Below are 14,925 nucleotides of genomic sequence, written 5' to 3' on the forward strand. Positions count from 1 at the left end.
ATGTCTCGTTCGAGCGATGATAGAATGGACCCGCGCGCAGGAATGGCGATGGATCAGGAGATTGCCTCTCTGCTGATCGCGATCGAGCAGGAAAAGGTTCCTGATCGCTTGACCAGACTGGCGATCGAACTGCAAAACGCGCTCCTTGCGAAACGCCGGCGCGACATAAAGAACTGACTATCCGCGGCTGTCGGCATCAATATCGATCTGCCCGTCCGACAGATGATTTCGTCTTTCCATCAGCGTCTGCAGCGAACTCTCCCCCAGGAACTCAAGAACGGCGGCGCGGGCACGGTTGAGCCGGCTTTTGACCGTTCCCACCGCACAGCCACATATCTCGGCCGTCTCCTCATAGCTGACACCTAGGACGCCGATCAGCATCAGCACCTCGCGCTGGTGTTCAGGGAGCCTCTGGATGGCGCCGTGAACTTCCTTGCTCTGAACGGTCCATTCCTGTGTGGCTTCCGAAATCGGCCTCGAGGACGCGCAGTCGAGCAGGCCAGGCGCTTCCCTGGCCGCGACCTTGACCCGGGTGTAGTAGGTGTTGCGCATGATGGTGAAGAGCCACGACTTCATGCGCGTGCCGGGTTCGAACTTGTCGATGTTGGCAAGGCCCTTCGTCAACGTCTCCTGCACCAGATCGTCGGCATCGTCGGGGATACGGCAGAAGGTGCGCGCGAAAGCCCGTAGCGCGGGTATCAGGTCAACGATGGAAACTTCGTGGGTTTCCTGGTCGGCCAAAAGATAGCCTTCGCCTGACAATGGTCCAGCTCCCAGAAAGAAGTATGAATGCAGACCCCAGCTAAATGCATGGACGTTTGTATCGTTCCGGGCGTTGAAGACAACTCTCCAGAAAATTCTGATGCGGCCGAACGATCCTGCTGCGGCCGCGCCCCCTTGCGCGCCGTCCACCAGCGTGTTCGCGCTGGCTTAGGATAGGCGCGACGCGCCGTTGTGCGGGAACAAAGCCATGCACCGGCAGTTCGGCGCCTTGAGCCAAGTCAGCCCACGGGCGTCAATCGAGGAAAAAATCATGGCCAAATCCGCACACCGTTCAGCTCCCAAATCGGCGCGTATGCACGATCAGAATGCCGCGCGCGGAAATGGCGGCGAATTGCACCAGATCGCGGAAGCCGACACGCCTGTTCTCACGACTGCCCTGGGAACGCCTGTCTCCGACGACCAGAACACATTGCGGATCGGCGAGCGCGGACCGTCTCTGATCGAGGACTCCCACTTTCGCGACAAGATCTTCCACTTCGATCACGAACGCATCCCGGAAAGGGTGGTGCATGCCCGTGGTTACGGCGCTCATGGCTATTTCGAGACTTATGAATCGCTGGCCAAATACACGCGTGCCGACATTTTCCAGCGCGCCGGCGAAAAGACGCCTGCCTTCGTGCGGTTCTCGACGGTCGCCGGCAACAAGGGCTCGTTCGACCTCGCCCGAGACGTGCGCGGCTTTGCCGTCAAGCTCTACACCAAAGAAGGCAATTGGGACCTCGTCGGCAACAATATTCCCGTGTTCTTCATCCAGGACGCCATCAAATTTCCGGACCTCATCCATGCTGCCAAGCAGGAGCCAGACCGGGCTTTCCCGCAGGCCCAGACCGCACATGACAATTTCTGGGATTTCATCAGCCTGATGCCGGAATCGATGCACATGGTCATGTGGATCATGTCGGATCGAGCGATACCGCGCTCCTTCCGTTTCATGCAAGGCTTTGGCGTCCACACGTTCCGCCTCGTCAATGCCGACGACGAATCCACATTCGTCAAATTCATCTGGAAGCCGAAACTCGGCATGCAGTCGGTGATCTGGAACGAAGCGGTCAAGATCAATGGCGCCGATCCCGACTTCCACCGCCGCGACCTGTGGGAAGCGATCCAGTCAGGAAACTTCCCGGAATGGGAGCTGACGGTGCAATTGTTCGACCAGGATTTTGCCGACAGCTTCGACTTCGACATCTTGGACGCCACGAAGATCATCCCTGAAGAGATCATTGAGCCAATCCCGGTCGGGCGGCTGGTGCTCGACCGTATGCCGGACAATTTCTTCGCCGAGACCGAGCAGGTTGCATTCATGACCCAGAACGTGCCGCCCGGGATCGACTTCTCCAACGACCCGCTTCTGCAGGGCCGCAACTTCTCCTATCTCGACACCCAGTTGAAGCGGCTGGGCAGCCCGAACTTCACCCATATTCCGATCAACGCTCCGAAATGCCCCTTCGCACATTTTCAGCAGGACGGGCACATGGCCATGCACAACCCGGTCGGCCGCGCCAACTATGAGCCGAATTCGTGGGGCTCGGGTCCCCGCGAGGATCCGCAACGCGGCTTCCGCTCTTTCGCCGACGCCGAAGAGGGGCAGAAGGTGCGTCTGCGGGCGGAGAGCTTCGCCGACCACTACAGCCAAGCGCGGCAATTCTTCAACAGCCAGACAGCGCCGGAGCAACGCCATATCGCCATGGCGCTGACATTCGAATTGAGCAAGGTGCAGGCACCGGCGATCCGCGAACGCATGGTGGCGCATCTGCTGAACATAGACGAAACGCTGGCGACTCAAGTCGCCGACAAGCTTGGCATTCGAAACATGCCCGACCCCGCCGAGGCCGCCGTCCCGCCGCGCGACGACCTGCCGCCGTCTCCGGCTCTCAGCATTATCGAGAACGGCCCCGACAGTTTCAAAGGCCGCAAGGTCGGCGTCTTGCTGAGCGACGGGGCCGACACGGCCCTTTTCGAACAACTTCGCTCGGCCATCGAAACGGAAGGCGCGGTCATGGAGGTGATAGCGCCCAAGGTGGGCGGCGTCGAGGCCGCAGACGGCACCCACATCGAAGCCAGACACATGATCGACGGCGGTCCGTCGGTCCTGTTCGACGCCGTGGTACTGCTCCTGTCCGAGCCGGGCGCCGAGTTGCTGGTCAAGGAGGCAGCCGCGAAGGACTTCGTGTCGGATGCCTTTGCGCATTGCAAATTCATCGGCTTCACACCGGGAGCCGCGCCTCTCCTGGCCAAGGCAGGCGTCGCAGCCGATGCCGATGAGGGATTGATGCGGCTGGACTCCGCAGCCTCCGCCAACACATTCGTGCAGGCTTGCCGCAAGCTGCGGCTGTGGGCCCGGGAAGCGGCCGTCAAGCTGTGACGCTATCGACCGGCACGGATTCCCGTCCGTGAGCGGCGGTTCGGCCAGCGGGATTCCAGTCGGTGCGGGCTAGGGGCGGTCTTGCTCCTTGGCCTCCCGCTGTTTTCTCAGCACTTCGTCGGTTCCGACCAGCTTCTTGGCTCCGCCTGGAATGGAGGTGGACACCACCGCTGGCGGGTCGCTTGCGGGAAAGGAATCTTCCAGACCGGCCTGCAGCTGATCCTCCAGCGTTTGCGGCTCTTCCGAGCGGCCGGGGGTTCTGCGGTCCTCTATCTTTTCCAGCGGTTGCTTCTTATCCGGCGATTCGTTCGCGTTCCTGATCCAGGCATAAAGCTGTTCGATCGCGAATTCCTTGATTGCCTCGAAATCGGCTCGATCGTCCTTGGTCGCCTCGATCTGATCGACCATGGCTTTCTCGAACCGGGCAAGGCTATCACCCCCGCAGGCCCGGGAAAGACGCAACAATGCCTCATGCAGCATCATCGGGGCGAAACGAGCCGAAGCCTCGAGTCTCAGTTGCTCTAAATGCTCTTGAGTGGCGGCTTGGAGCTTTGACATGGACAGCCCTTTCTCTCACACGCATTTCAACGAGAGTTGACCGTGGATGTTCCACTGCGCCTGAACGTCCTTTCCGCGCCGGCGAACTACATGAACCAGGTCGCCACCAGTCCCGCGGACGCCGCAAAGACCGCTATGGTCGTCACGCCACCCAGAATGTTGGTGGCCCTGCTGTTGACCTTGTCGCCCATGATCTTGCGATTGTTGGTCATGATGAGCATGAGAAACAGCAGAGGTGGCGTTGAAAAACCCTGCACGATGCCGGACCAGACCAAGGCTTTCATCGGGTTGAAGCCAAAGAAATTGAGAACGACCGCCACCAAGGTGATCACTCCCGTCGCGATGTAGAATTTGGGCGCGTGCCGGGGCTTGGCGTTCAGGCCATTCTTCCACCCCATGGCCTGGGCGAAATCGAAAGCGGCGCCGGCCGTCATGACCGGCACCGCCAGGAAACCGACGCCGATCACCCCGGCCGCAAAGAGAATTCCCGCCGCGTCGCCCGCAAGCGGCCGCAGCGCTTCGGCCGCCTGCGCTGCCGTTTCGATCTGGGTATGCCCCGCCTCGTACAGCGTCGATCCGGTCGAAAGGATGATGAAATACATGATCAGGTTGGAAAAGATCATGCCGATCAGGATATCGCGCCGGGACCGGCGGAGTTCACCCTCGGTGGCTCCCTTGCGCTCTTCGAGGCTCGTCCTGCCCTTGGCGATCTCCTCCTCCACCTCCTGATTGGACTGCCAAGTGTAGAGATAGGCGGACAGCGTCGTGCCGATGATGGCGACGATGATGGACAGATATTCGCGGCTGAACTCGATTTTCGGCAGCAAGGTGCCGCGCAGCACCGAGACCACATCCGGCTTGGCGAGCACAGCGGAGACCACATAGGCGAGCAGGGCCAGTGCCAACCATCGGAATATGTTGCGGATTAGCTTGTAGGATCCGAACATCTGCAAGGCAAAAATAATCATCGCGACACCGATGACGACCGAGTTTGAAGGCAGCGGAACGAACAGCACGACAGCCGCCGACATCGCGCCAAGGTCGGCGGCTGCCTCGATCGTGTTGCCGATCAGCACGCCCACCAGCACGGACCACAGCAGCCAACGCGGATAGAAATCGGAAATGACCTTGAAAAGACCACGGCCCGACACCTGGCCAAGTTTGGACGAGAGATAGACGACGATGTACATCATCGGGAGAGTGACAGGAGCCGTCCACAAAAGGTCGGGCCCGAACCGGGCTCCGGCACTCGCATAGGTGCCAATGGCCGAGCAATCGTCGTCAGCCGCCCCAGTGATCAGTCCGAGCCCGAGAGCGCGTGTGATGCCGCCGTCTTTTCGCTCTCCCTCGCTTCGGCCGGCATCGTCAGCTGCTCCACTCATGGGAGATGCGTGTCCAATGAGACCACACGGGAAAAAATCATGTCGATTGTTCCGACCAAGTGCCGATGCCGAGATTGAGGTTCGAACCTCCGGTCAAGCTTTTTGTTCCTGTGGAAGCCAACCGCCAATGAAACGCAGCGCCCGCCTTGGCCGTTGATGCGGCTGGAGCCGCATCGCCTTGAAGATCGACATGGATATGCCTGGGACCGACGGTCGAAAAGAGTGCGGTGAGGCTCTTCACCCGCACCTTCCCCTCGCCGGCCTGATCTATGGCGGGGCGGCGCTGCTCATGGCGACCCTCTGGATCCGGGAAAGCGGAAGACGGCAGGCCCGACACGACCTGCGTGCCGTCTGACACCGAAGAATCGAAACAAAAAGCCAAACCCTGGGCGATCCACAGCCGCTGTCAGGCGGAACCTCGTCCCGGTAATTGCGTCTCTTCGCTGACCTGCTTCCGCAGCTCCTCACGCGCGCGTTCCACCTGGCCCTCGCCCGCGGATTGCGAGGCGCTGCGCCCCGACCGATCCAGCCTGTCCAACTCGTGCTCGACCGTTTGGCGAGAGCCCTCCGCCGGATCCTCTTCCGGATGGCTGTCCGCAGCCTGTTCCTGCCGCGTCTCTTCCCTGCCTCGGCGGTCGTTGCGCGTCGCGTCCTGGCTGCGATCGTCCTTGCCTGCGACGCTTCGATTTCCGCCGGCCGTTTTGTCTGTGTTGCTCATGGCTAGTTCCTAAGCTTTCGCGACGTGGAACCGTCCGATGCGCGTCCCGCGCCTTTGCCTGGAGAAACGGACATATCCGCCATTTGGTTGCGCTCCCGGCGCGCAAGCATCGGCCCGGCGCCAATCGCATGGCGGAGAAAAGCCGGCCATCGTTGCCAAGCATCCTTTTACAGCGATTCGCGTTATCGCCTTGGCATCCATGGGGATTTCACATGGCAAGATGCACGGGCCCGTCCATCCGCCTGCGGCAACGGCGGCAATGGCCCATTGCGTCCGCCTTTGCACGTCCAGCTCGAAGCACGTCCGGCAGCCGTCTTCCAGGCGTCCTGAAATGGCTCGGCCTCGCGTCTACAGTGGTCTCGGCACCGGTCCTGAGCGGGTGCAGCGGCTGGCAATCCGCACTCCACGCACATGGTGCGAATGCCCGTGCGATTCTCGATCTCCTCTGGTCTTTTGGCGCGGTGGCGACCATCACCTGGCTGCTCGTCATGCTGGCCCTGGCAATGGCGCTCTTCCATCAGCGCCGGGCACAAGCAGGACCCCCGCCGCTAGTCATCGACAGCCATCAGGAGCACAGGTTTAGCCGCGCGGTCGGAAGCGCCGTCGCGGCGACCGTGCTGGTTCTCGCCGCGCTGACGATAACGAGCTTCTTCGCCGGCAAATCCATTGCCTCGCTGGGCGGAAAGGAGACGCTCACCATCCGCATCACAGGGCATCAATGGTGGTGGGAAATACGCTATCCCAACGATGATCGGTCGCGCATGATTGTCACGGCGAACGAGATCCATCTTCCCGTCGGCGAACGGGTAAAGGTGGAACTCGATTCGACCGATGTCATTCACAGCTTCTGGGTGCCAAGCCTCGCCGGTAAAAGGGACCTCATTCCGGGCCGGCCGAGCGAGATCACCCTCATTGCCGACAGGCCTGGTATCTATCGCGGCCAGTGCGCCGAGTTCTGCGGCTACCAGCATGCTCACATGGCCGTCACCGTCATCGCGGAAAGCCGCGAAGCGTTCGAGGCATGGCGGTCCAGACAAGACGCCGCCGCCATCGCGCCTGCCAGCGAGGAGGAACGCCGCGGCCAGCGGGCTTTTCTTTCCACCGGTTGCGCGCTCTGCCACACGATAAGGGGGACGCCGGCCAAGGGAGCGGTCGGGCCCGACCTTACCCATCTCGCACACCGGCGTGCATTGGCCGCCGACACGCTGGCCATGACACCCGGCGCGCTCGCCGCGTGGATCGCCGATCCGCAATCCATAAAACCCGGCGCGAAGATGCCGCGCATTGCTCTCAGCGCCGACGATCTTCGTGCGGTCGTCGCCTATCTTGGAAGTCTTGAATGAGTGGCGTTGCCAGGAAGACGGCTAGGCGAAAACAGGAAGCGGCCCTGAAAGGCATCCGCGACACCGGGCTCGACGAGGCAAGACTGCACGACTATCTGGCGCATGCCTGGCGGACGCCGAACGGCCTCTATGGTTGGCTGGTCACGGTCGACCACAAGCTGATCGCCCGGCGCTATATGGTGACGGCCTTCCTGTTCCTCGCCCTTGCAGGCCTGTCGGCACTTGCCATGCGGTTCCAGCTTGCCACGCCGGAGGCACGCCATATCGGCCCCGATCTCTACAACCAGCTCTTCACCATGCATGGCACGACGATGATGTTCCTGTTCGCCGTACCGGTCATGGAAGCGTTCGCCATCTACCTGGTGCCGCTGATGATCGGCACCCGAAACGTCGCCTTCCCGCGGCTCAACGCCTTCAGCTACTGGGTCTATCTCTCCGGTGGGTTGATGATCTGGATCGCCTTCGCTTTCGACACCGGCGCGGATGCCGGCTGGTTTTCCTACGTGCCGCTCGCCGGACCTGAATATGGGATCGGCAAGCGCCCCGATTTCTGGGCGCAGATGGTGACCTACACCGAAGTGTCCGCACTCGCGGTCGCCGTCGAGATCATCGCGACTGTGTTCAAGCAGCGCGCCCCTGGCATGTCGCTCGATCGCATCCCGCTCTATGTCTGGTCAGTCCTCGTCATGGCTTTCATCATATTGTTCGCCATGCCCGCGGTGATGGTGTCGAGCACCATGCTGATCCTCGACCGGCTGGTCGGCACCAGGTTCTTCGACCCGGCGGCGGGGGGCGACGCACTGCTCTGGCAGCACCTGTTCTGGTTCTTCGGCCACCCGGAGGTCTATATCATCTTCATTCCCGCGACCGGCTTCGTCTCGGCTATCCTGCCGAGCTTCGTGCGCCGTCCGGTCTTTGGCTATCTCGGGATCGTGCTGTCGCTGGTTGCGATCGGCTTCCTATCCTTTGGACTATGGGTGCACCATATGTTCGCCACGGGCCTGCCGCAGCTCGGCGAAAGCTTCTTCACCGCCTCCTCGATGATGATCGCCATTCCGAGCGGCATCCAGATCTTCTGCTGGATCGCGACGATCTGGGGCGGCCGGTCGATTTTTGCCACGCCGCTGCTTTTCGTGCTCGGCTTCATCTTCACCTTCGTGATCGGCGGGCTGACCGGGGTCATGGTCGCCTCGGTGCCGCTCGACCTGCAGATGCACGATACCTATTTCGTCGTCGCACATTTCCACTATGTGCTGGTCGGAGGCGCCGTCTTCCCCCTGCTCGGCGCCGTCTACTACTGGTTTCCCAAGATCACCGGCCGCATGCTGTCCGAGAGGCTCGGCCGCTGGAATTTCTGGCTTGTCTTCATCGGCTTCAATCTCACCTTCTTCCCGATGCACATCCTTGGCTTGCAAGGCATGCCGCGGCGCGTCTACACCTATCCGCCGGCGAGCGGCTGGGGCGGCACGAACCTCTTCATCAGCATCTCGTCGCTGGTGGTGTTCGCCGGCTTTGCGCTTTTCGTCCTGAACATGCTGCTCAGCCTTCGCAACGGTCGCCTCGCGGGAGACAATCCCTGGGGGGCGAGCACACTGGAATGGGCAACGACGTCGCCGCCAACTTCCTACGATTTTTCGCGCCTGCCAGTGGTGACCCATCGCGAGCCGCTCTGGGCCGAACCCGACATACTCCCGGTGGTCGAGGGCCTGCGCGTCGATGCGCGCGAAGTGCTTGCCGGCACGGTCGCCGATGCGGTGCCGCAACTGCGCGTGCCATCGGCCGACAACTCGATCTGGCCGCTGCTCTCGGCCGTCGCCGTGGGTGGCGCGTTTCTGGGCTCGATTTACACGCCATGGGCGGTGGTCTGGGGCGCGATACCGGTCTCGATCGGCTTTATCTGCTGGTTCTGGCCGAAAGGCGAGCCGGAGGACGAAGAATGAGACACCGGCCAACCGTCGACGTCAGCCACCTGCCCACCTATGATTTTGGATCGGCAAGCCCGATCTGGTGGGGAACGGTGGCCTTCATCACCCTTGAAACAACCGGTTTTGCCCTGGCGATCGGCACCTATTTCTACCTGGCTGTGCAGGCGCGGCATTGGCCGATCGGAGCGCCAGCACCCGACCTCCTGCCGGGCACGGCAATATTGATCATTCTGCTTGCCAGCGCCGTCCCCAACCGTCTGATCGATCTTTGGGCGCGGCGGCAGGACCTTGTGAAGGTGCGCATCGGCATCGTCGTCATGTCGATCGCCGGAATTCTTCCCCTGATCGTGCGCATCTGGGAATTTCCCGCGCTCCGGATCTCCTGGGACCAGAACGCCTACGGGTCGATCGTCTGGTTCCTGCTCGGCCTGCACACGACACACCTCCTCACCGATGTCGGGGACACGATCGTGCTCGCCGTTCTCATGTTCACCAAGAAAGGCAACACCGGACGCCACTTCAGCGACGTGTCGGACAATGCCTTCTACTGGGACTTCGTGGTCGTCTCATGGGTCGTGCTCTATCTCGTAATCTACTGGGTTCCGAGGATGTAACATGCAGGCGATCCGCACGGGCGTTTCCTGGGCAGGCATGGCCACCGGACCAACGGCGTGGGCGATATCGCTGCAGCTCGACTATTCAATCGCATATTGGCAATGCGACGCCGGGTTTCAGCCCACTGTTCTGTTCTCGCTGACAGGCGCCGCCGTCGCGGCGCTGGGCGTCCTGTTGTCATGGCGCGCCGTTCATGATCCAGGGCACGGCACGAGCCCGCCCCTGAAGGCGCGCACGCGCGCGTTTCTGGCCAGGACTTCGGTAGGCATCGGGGCCCTGTTCACGCTCGTCATGCTGGCGCAAATGGCGGCCGGATTGATCTTCAGCGGATGCGAACTGTGACTGTGCAGCGGAGCCGACGAGCGGTCATCCGCCCTGGGCAGCGTTTGCGTTGGCCTGCTGCAAGCGTTCCGTTCCTCGCCGTTCTCCTACGAATCGCGGCCGTCATGGCGTCGCTGGCGCCTGGCACGCCGCTGCGGGCGAACGAGATCCAGAAAGGCGAATATCTTGCCCGAGCCGCCGATTGCGTCGGCTGCCACACGTCCAATCCGAGCCGGCCTTTCGCCGGAGGCTATCGGGTGCCGACGCCGTTCGGCGATGTCTATTCCACCAACATCACACCGGACCCCGACACAGGCATCGGGCGCTATTCCGCCGACGAATTCGTGCGAGCCGTGCAGAAAGGCGTCAGACGCGACGGGGCCGATCTCTATCCCGCCATGCCATATGACAGCTTCGTCGGGATGAACCGCGAGGATGTGCTCGCGATCCGAGCCTACCTGCTCACGACCGCGCCGATTTCTCAGCCGTCGCCGGCAAACATACTGCCCTTTCCATTTAACCAGCGCTGGACGCTCTGGTTGTGGAAACTTGCCAACCTCCACGCCGGCGGCTTCGGACCAAATCCAAGCCGAACCGGCGCATGGAACAGGGGCGCCTACCTGGTGGAGGTGCTTGGCCACTGCGGCGCCTGCCACACTCCAAGGAATACGACGTTCGGCATGGATGAAGATCGCAAGCTTGCCGGCGGCAGCGCCGGTATCTGGCAGGCGTTCAACATCAGCAGCGACAAGATCGCGGGCGTAGGCGGCTGGAGCGATGAGGAGCTGTTTCGGTTTCTCAAGACCGGCGCCATGCCTGGAAAGGCATATGCGGGCGGTCCGATGGCGGAAACGGTCATGAACAGCCTGCAATATCTTTCGGACGACGACATTCATGCCATCGTCGCCTACCTCAGGACCGTGCCCGCCCAATCGGGAGACGAGAAGCGGCCGCGCTTCGCGTGGACCAATCCGCCCGCAGCCGCCCGCGATGCCGGGACGAAGACCAGCGTGGAGGGCAGCGGGGTCGCGGTGGGCGACGATCTCTACCGGTCGCTCTGCTCGGGATGCCATGGCCTGAATGGAGGGGGATCGGCGGATGGCACCTATCCATCACTGACCAACAACAGCACTCTCGGCGTAACCTCGCCTGAGAATGTCGTCATGACCATCCTTGAAGGCGTCAAGGCAGGTGGCGTCGCGGGCCGCAAATCGATGGCGGCCTTTGACGGCTGGCTCGACGACGGCCAGGTGGCGGCCCTTGCAAACTATGTGACAGCGCGCTTCGGAAACCCGCAAGTCAGCGTCACGGCAGCCGATGTGCGCCAGATGCGGGCAGGCTCGACGACGGAGCAGACGGTCATGGTTCTGGCGGCCCAGGCGCTGGTGGCCGGCAGCGCCGTGCTCGTGCTTAGCCTGGCGCTTCTGCTCGCCAGACGCCTTCGCCTGAGAATGCACCGGCGGCATCTCACATTCATGCATAGGGACGGGCGATGAGACGGCGTGCCGAAGCGTGGCCTACCCGTTCGGCGTTTCCGGGATGAACTGCCCTAGTTTGGCATCTCGACCGAGCCCTTCTGAGAGGAACTCCCGGCAGCGCCGCGAGGGGCGCGAAAGACGTCCGCCAGCCAATCAATGAATACCCTGATCCGCGAAGACAGATGGCGGCTCTGGGGATAGAGCACGGATACGGGTATCGGCGGGGGTGGAAAAGTTTCCAGTACCGGAACCAACTGTCCGGCGGCGATCTGATGCTCTACGCGATAACGCGGGACCTGTATCAACCCGAGCCCGGCGACGCCGGAGGCCGTGTAGATTTCGGCGCCCCGGACGACGATATCGTAGGGTAGTGGAATTTCCCTTGCCGCGCCGTCCATCTCGAATTCCAGCGGGTACGGCTGCCCTGTCGCGGAGGCGGTATAGGCAACCATGCGATGGCCGCCGAGATCATCCGGTGTTGAAGGGACGCCGTGACGTTCAAGATAGGCTGGGTTCGCCAGGGTGAGTTGCTCGAATGCGGTTATGCGGCGACCGATCAGAGACGAGTCGGACAGTTCGCCGGCTCGCACGACGCAATCGACGCCTTCAGTGATGAGGTCGACCATCCGGTCGCCTTCGCTGAGGCTGAGCGAGATGCCGGGATAGCGCGTGATGAACTCGGGCAAGGCGGGCATGACGAAAAACCGCGCGATGGTCCCCTGCATATCCACACGAAGCGGACCCTTGGGTTCGGCATTCCTGAAGACGCTCTCCACCTCATCCAGGTCCGCAAGGAGCCGGATGCAGCGTTCATGGTAGAGTGCGCCATCGAGCGTCGGCCTCACATTTCGAGTTGTCCGTTCGAGGAGCCGAACGCCGAGATCCGCTTCCAGGCGCTGGATCGCATGAGTGGCAGTGGGCCGCGGAACCTGCAGGTCCCGCGAGGCCTGGGCAAAGCTCCCACGCTCGACGATCCTGACGAAGAGCCGCATGACGTCGATGCGATCCATGACCATCTCGTAGTCGATTGTTATGGTTTTTGAAATGGTGATGTTGAAATCGGCTTTCTAGTGCTGGTTTTAAAAACGGCTACCTTCACACCATTCAAGTCCTCAGATCGACAGGAGTGAAGATCATGCCTTTCGTCAATTTCAAGGTCCCCGAGGCGGCGCTGAACCGGGCCCAGAAAGAAGAGATCGTCCATCGGGCCACCGCGATGCTCGTGGAATATTTCTCCGAGGCCGCTCGGCCGCATACCATGGTCCTGATCGAGGAGGTCAAGGACGGCGGTTACGCCCGCGCCGACGAGGTCTTCGTGATCCCGCAGGAATATCGAGCGAAGGATTGATATCGGCAACAACACGGCAAAGGAACAACGACAATGATCACCTCAACGAACAAAGTTGCGATCGTCACGGGAGCGTCTCGTGGCATTGGAGCGGCCATCGCCCGCCGGCTGGCGAGCGACGGCCTCACGGTCGTCGTCAACTATGCAGGCAGCGCCAAAGCGGCCGCCAAGCTGGTGGACGAGATCGAAAAGGCCAGCGGTCGGGCCACCTCCTTCCAGGCCGATGTCAGCGACCCGCAAGCTGTGAGACGGATGTTCGATTCCGCCGAAGCGGCCCATGGCGGCGTCGACGTGCTGGTGAACAATGCCGGCATCATGAAGCTCGCGCCGGTCGCTCAATTTGATGATGCGACCTTCGATCAGACCATCGCGATCAATCTCAAGGGCACGTTCAACGGCCTTCGCGAGGCGGCGAGGCGCCTGCGCGACGGCGGCCGTATCGTGAACTTCTCGACCAGCGTCGTCGGACTCTACCAGCCGACCTATGGCGTTTATGCGGCCACCAAGGCCGCGGTCGAAGCGCTCACCCACATTGTGGCGAAGGAGTTGGGATCCCGCGCCATCACGGTCAACGCGGTTGCGCCGGGGCCGGTGGCCACCGAGCTTTTTCTCGAAGGCAAGGATCAGGCTACGCTCGATCGTATCAAACAGATGAACCCGCTCGGCCGTCTGGGCGAGGTCGACGACATCGCGCGCGTCGTCTCCCTGCTGGTTGGACCGGACAGCGGCTGGATCAACGGCCAGATCGTCCGAGCGAATGGCGGGGTCATCTGAGGAACAGGATCATGAAGCAAGTCCGGCTCGGATAGGGGAAGGCTTTCCGTGAACGGGCTGCCTCGGACGGAGGTCGACAAGAGCGGCCTGATGGTCGCATGCCAAGGAACCCGATCGCGCCGTCCTCGTTGGGCAGGGATGCAGACCCACGCGCGCTCATCATGCCGTCAACCGCGGCCACAAATGCTCGACATCCCCTTTCTGGAGGAAGGCGCGAAGCATGACACAGCGGCTTTGCTGCTGCACGGCTGGCCTGACGACGCTACCACCTGGGTTTCTGTCGCCGAGAGATTGTCCAGGGCCGGAATTCGCACCATCGCACCATGGCTGAGAGTTTCGGTCCGACCCGCTTCCTGTCGGATTCCTCGACAAGTCTCTGGATACGGAGGACGAGATGATTGCGAACTGGACTCTGCCTGAACGCTTCATCTACCGCGGTCATGCGATCGCCTGGGGCACGCTCGGCGAGGGACAGGCTGCGGTCCTCTTGCACGGCTCGCCATTTTCCTCGCTGGTGTGGCGGCGAATTGCACCGTGGCTCGCGCGGCACCGTCGGGTTTTCTATTATGATTTGGTAGGTTTCGGGCAGTCCGACAAGCCGGATACCGACGTCCTGCACGGTCTTCAGAATGGAGTTTTCGCGGCGCTGGTAAAGCACTGGGGTATAGAGCGCCCGGACGTCGTCGCGCATGACTTTGGCGGGTCCGCCGCGCTGCGCGCCCATCTCATGGACGGCATCGACTACAGCAGCCTCATGCTGATCGATCCTGTCGCAATCAGCCCGCAGGGATCCGCGCTGGTGCAGGCGGCCAAGACGCACCAAGACGTTTTTGCCGGTCTACCGGCTTATATCCATGAAGCCGTCCTGCGCGCGTATATTGGTGCCGCAGCGAAGCACAAATTGCGCGAAGAGGAGATGCGGCTTTACCTCCAGCCTTGGCTTAGCGAGGAGGGCAAGAAGGCGTTCTGGCGCCAGGTGGCGCAGATGGACGACAAGTACAGCGAGGAGATCGAAGATCGTTACGGCGAAATCCGCTGCCCCGTGACCATTCTTTGGGGCGCCGAGGATGAATTCATCCCGCTGAAAGATGGTGAGGAACTCGCACGGCGCATTCCAAACGCTCCACTCGTTGTCGTACCGGATGCGAAGCATCTTGTTCAGGAGGACGCGCCAGAGGCTATTACCGCAGCCGTTCTCGACTTCTGGCACCGGGACGGCGCGCGTCACGATGCAGCGCGGACGCCGCCGTTTTCCGAGCCTCGAAGAACGGCCCGGGCAGGCCCGCAGGCCGGAGCGAATAGATGAGCTGAAGCGTAT

General features: G+C 61.9%; 16 protein-coding genes. 11 read left to right on the forward strand and 5 right to left on the reverse strand.

Translation table 11 applies throughout. From position 1 onward, the window contains the following. The first annotated feature begins 24 nt into the window (after nucleotides 1-24). Nucleotides 25-177: a hypothetical protein gene (locus tag LB547_RS21350; protein WP_181165412.1), complete on the forward strand. Its 153-nt coding sequence runs from the start codon at nucleotides 25-27 to the stop codon at nucleotides 175-177. On the opposite strand, the gene LB547_RS21355 is transcribed toward LB547_RS21350, so the two are convergent. After that, nucleotides 178-741 carry a sigma-70 family RNA polymerase sigma factor gene (locus LB547_RS21355; RefSeq protein WP_140561714.1) on the reverse strand — a complete coding sequence of 188 codons (564 nt, stop codon included), beginning with the start codon at nucleotides 739-741 and terminating at the stop codon, nucleotides 178-180. It lies immediately after the preceding gene. 292 nt (nucleotides 742-1,033) lie between these two features. Here LB547_RS21355 and LB547_RS21360 point away from each other — a divergent pair, with 292 nt between their 5' ends. Next, nucleotides 1,034-3,145: a catalase gene (locus tag LB547_RS21360; RefSeq protein ID WP_140763671.1), complete on the forward strand. Its 2,112-nt coding sequence runs from the start codon at nucleotides 1,034-1,036 to the stop codon at nucleotides 3,143-3,145. 69 nt (nucleotides 3,146-3,214) lie between these two features. On the opposite strand, the gene LB547_RS21365 is transcribed toward LB547_RS21360, so the two are convergent. Together LB547_RS21365 and LB547_RS21370 are read right to left on the reverse strand one after the other, a co-directional pair. Continuing rightward, nucleotides 3,215-3,703 (reverse strand): hypothetical protein, encoded by a 489-nt coding sequence (locus tag LB547_RS21365; protein ID WP_140497376.1) that lies wholly within the window; start codon nucleotides 3,701-3,703, stop codon nucleotides 3,215-3,217. Nucleotides 3,704-3,789: 86 nt separating this feature from the next. Then, a complete protein-coding gene (locus LB547_RS21370; protein WP_140515194.1) occupies nucleotides 3,790-5,085 on the reverse strand; it encodes an Nramp family divalent metal transporter in 1,296 nt (431 codons plus the stop codon). Between the two features lie 178 nt (nucleotides 5,086-5,263). Here LB547_RS21370 and LB547_RS21375 point away from each other — a divergent pair, with 178 nt between their 5' ends. Continuing rightward, entirely contained in the window at nucleotides 5,264-5,440 is a 177-nt protein-coding gene (locus tag LB547_RS21375; protein ID WP_224647138.1) for a hypothetical protein, read from the forward strand. Between the two features lie 51 nt (nucleotides 5,441-5,491). On the opposite strand, the gene LB547_RS21380 is transcribed toward LB547_RS21375, so the two are convergent. Beyond that, nucleotides 5,492-5,803 (reverse strand): hypothetical protein, encoded by a 312-nt coding sequence (locus LB547_RS21380; RefSeq protein ID WP_140497373.1) that lies wholly within the window; start codon nucleotides 5,801-5,803, stop codon nucleotides 5,492-5,494. Between the two features lie 353 nt (nucleotides 5,804-6,156). Here LB547_RS21380 and coxB point away from each other — a divergent pair, with 353 nt between their 5' ends. The 5 genes from coxB (at nucleotide 6,157) to LB547_RS21405 (ending at nucleotide 11,503) form a co-directional block, all read left to right on the forward strand. Next, the gene (gene coxB / locus LB547_RS21385; protein WP_224702949.1) at nucleotides 6,157-7,146 is read left to right on the forward strand and encodes a cytochrome c oxidase subunit II; all 990 of its coding nucleotides are present in this window, start codon (nucleotides 6,157-6,159) and stop codon (nucleotides 7,144-7,146) included. Further along, a complete protein-coding gene (gene ctaD, locus LB547_RS21390) occupies nucleotides 7,143-9,086 on the forward strand; it encodes a cytochrome c oxidase subunit I (RefSeq protein WP_140561694.1) in 1,944 nt (647 codons plus the stop codon). The genes coxB and ctaD overlap by 4 nt, the downstream gene beginning before the upstream one ends. Beyond that, complete coding sequence (locus tag LB547_RS21395; protein ID WP_140561696.1) at nucleotides 9,083-9,685, forward strand: heme-copper oxidase subunit III; 603 nt, start codon at nucleotides 9,083-9,085, stop codon at nucleotides 9,683-9,685. The genes ctaD and LB547_RS21395 overlap by 4 nt, the downstream gene beginning before the upstream one ends. 1 nt (nucleotide 9,686) lies before the next feature. Next, nucleotides 9,687-10,028, forward strand: coding sequence for a hypothetical protein (locus tag LB547_RS21400; protein ID WP_140525144.1), 342 nt, complete (start codon nucleotides 9,687-9,689; stop codon nucleotides 10,026-10,028). Between the two features lie 104 nt (nucleotides 10,029-10,132). Then, nucleotides 10,133-11,503 (forward strand): c-type cytochrome, encoded by a 1,371-nt coding sequence (locus tag LB547_RS21405; protein WP_140561697.1) that lies wholly within the window; start codon nucleotides 10,133-10,135, stop codon nucleotides 11,501-11,503. A gap of 53 nt (nucleotides 11,504-11,556) precedes the next feature. Here LB547_RS21405 and LB547_RS21410 read toward each other — a convergent pair whose 3' ends face one another. After that, entirely contained in the window at nucleotides 11,557-12,495 is a 939-nt protein-coding gene (locus tag LB547_RS21410; protein ID WP_140763674.1) for a LysR family transcriptional regulator, read from the reverse strand. Nucleotides 12,496-12,620: 125 nt separating this feature from the next. Here LB547_RS21410 and LB547_RS21415 point away from each other — a divergent pair, with 125 nt between their 5' ends. The 3 genes from LB547_RS21415 (at nucleotide 12,621) to LB547_RS21425 (ending at nucleotide 14,913) form a co-directional block, all read left to right on the forward strand. Further along, nucleotides 12,621-12,833, forward strand: coding sequence for a tautomerase family protein (locus LB547_RS21415; RefSeq protein ID WP_140497359.1), 213 nt, complete (start codon nucleotides 12,621-12,623; stop codon nucleotides 12,831-12,833). A 33-nt stretch (nucleotides 12,834-12,866) separates the two neighbouring features. Then, nucleotides 12,867-13,607, forward strand: a complete 741-nt coding sequence (locus LB547_RS21420) for an SDR family oxidoreductase (RefSeq protein ID WP_140763677.1) — start codon at nucleotides 12,867-12,869, stop codon at nucleotides 13,605-13,607. Nucleotides 13,608-14,001: 394 nt separating this feature from the next. Then, complete coding sequence (locus LB547_RS21425; protein ID WP_140763680.1) at nucleotides 14,002-14,913, forward strand: alpha/beta fold hydrolase; 912 nt, start codon at nucleotides 14,002-14,004, stop codon at nucleotides 14,911-14,913. The last annotated feature ends 12 nt before the right edge of the window (nucleotides 14,914-14,925 follow it).

Source organism: Mesorhizobium sp. B264B1B, from assembly GCF_020165765.1.
GTDB lineage: Bacteria > Pseudomonadota > Alphaproteobacteria > Rhizobiales > Rhizobiaceae > Mesorhizobium.

Coding starts and splice junctions, on each gene's coding strand:
- LB547_RS21350 (WP_181165412.1), top strand. CDS start 25: ATGGACCCGCGCGCAGGAATGGCGATGGATCAGGAGATTGCCTCTCTG.
- LB547_RS21425 (WP_140763680.1), top strand. CDS start 14,002: ATGATTGCGAACTGGACTCTGCCTGAACGCTTCATCTACCGCGGTCAT.
- LB547_RS21395 (WP_140561696.1), top strand. CDS start 9,083: ATGAGACACCGGCCAACCGTCGACGTCAGCCACCTGCCCACCTATGAT.
- LB547_RS21380 (WP_140497373.1), bottom strand. CDS start 5,803: ATGAGCAACACAGACAAAACGGCCGGCGGAAATCGAAGCGTCGCAGGC.
- LB547_RS21405 (WP_140561697.1), top strand. CDS start 10,133: ATGGCGTCGCTGGCGCCTGGCACGCCGCTGCGGGCGAACGAGATCCAG.
- LB547_RS21400 (WP_140525144.1), top strand. CDS start 9,687: ATGCAGGCGATCCGCACGGGCGTTTCCTGGGCAGGCATGGCCACCGGA.
- LB547_RS21415 (WP_140497359.1), top strand. CDS start 12,621: ATGCCTTTCGTCAATTTCAAGGTCCCCGAGGCGGCGCTGAACCGGGCC.
- LB547_RS21360 (WP_140763671.1), top strand. CDS start 1,034: ATGGCCAAATCCGCACACCGTTCAGCTCCCAAATCGGCGCGTATGCAC.
- LB547_RS21410 (WP_140763674.1), bottom strand. CDS start 12,495: ATGGATCGCATCGACGTCATGCGGCTCTTCGTCAGGATCGTCGAGCGT.
- ctaD (WP_140561694.1), top strand. CDS start 7,143: ATGAGTGGCGTTGCCAGGAAGACGGCTAGGCGAAAACAGGAAGCGGCC.
- LB547_RS21370 (WP_140515194.1), bottom strand. CDS start 5,085: ATGAGTGGAGCAGCTGACGATGCCGGCCGAAGCGAGGGAGAGCGAAAA.
- LB547_RS21420 (WP_140763677.1), top strand. CDS start 12,867: ATGATCACCTCAACGAACAAAGTTGCGATCGTCACGGGAGCGTCTCGT.
- LB547_RS21365 (WP_140497376.1), bottom strand. CDS start 3,703: ATGTCAAAGCTCCAAGCCGCCACTCAAGAGCATTTAGAGCAACTGAGA.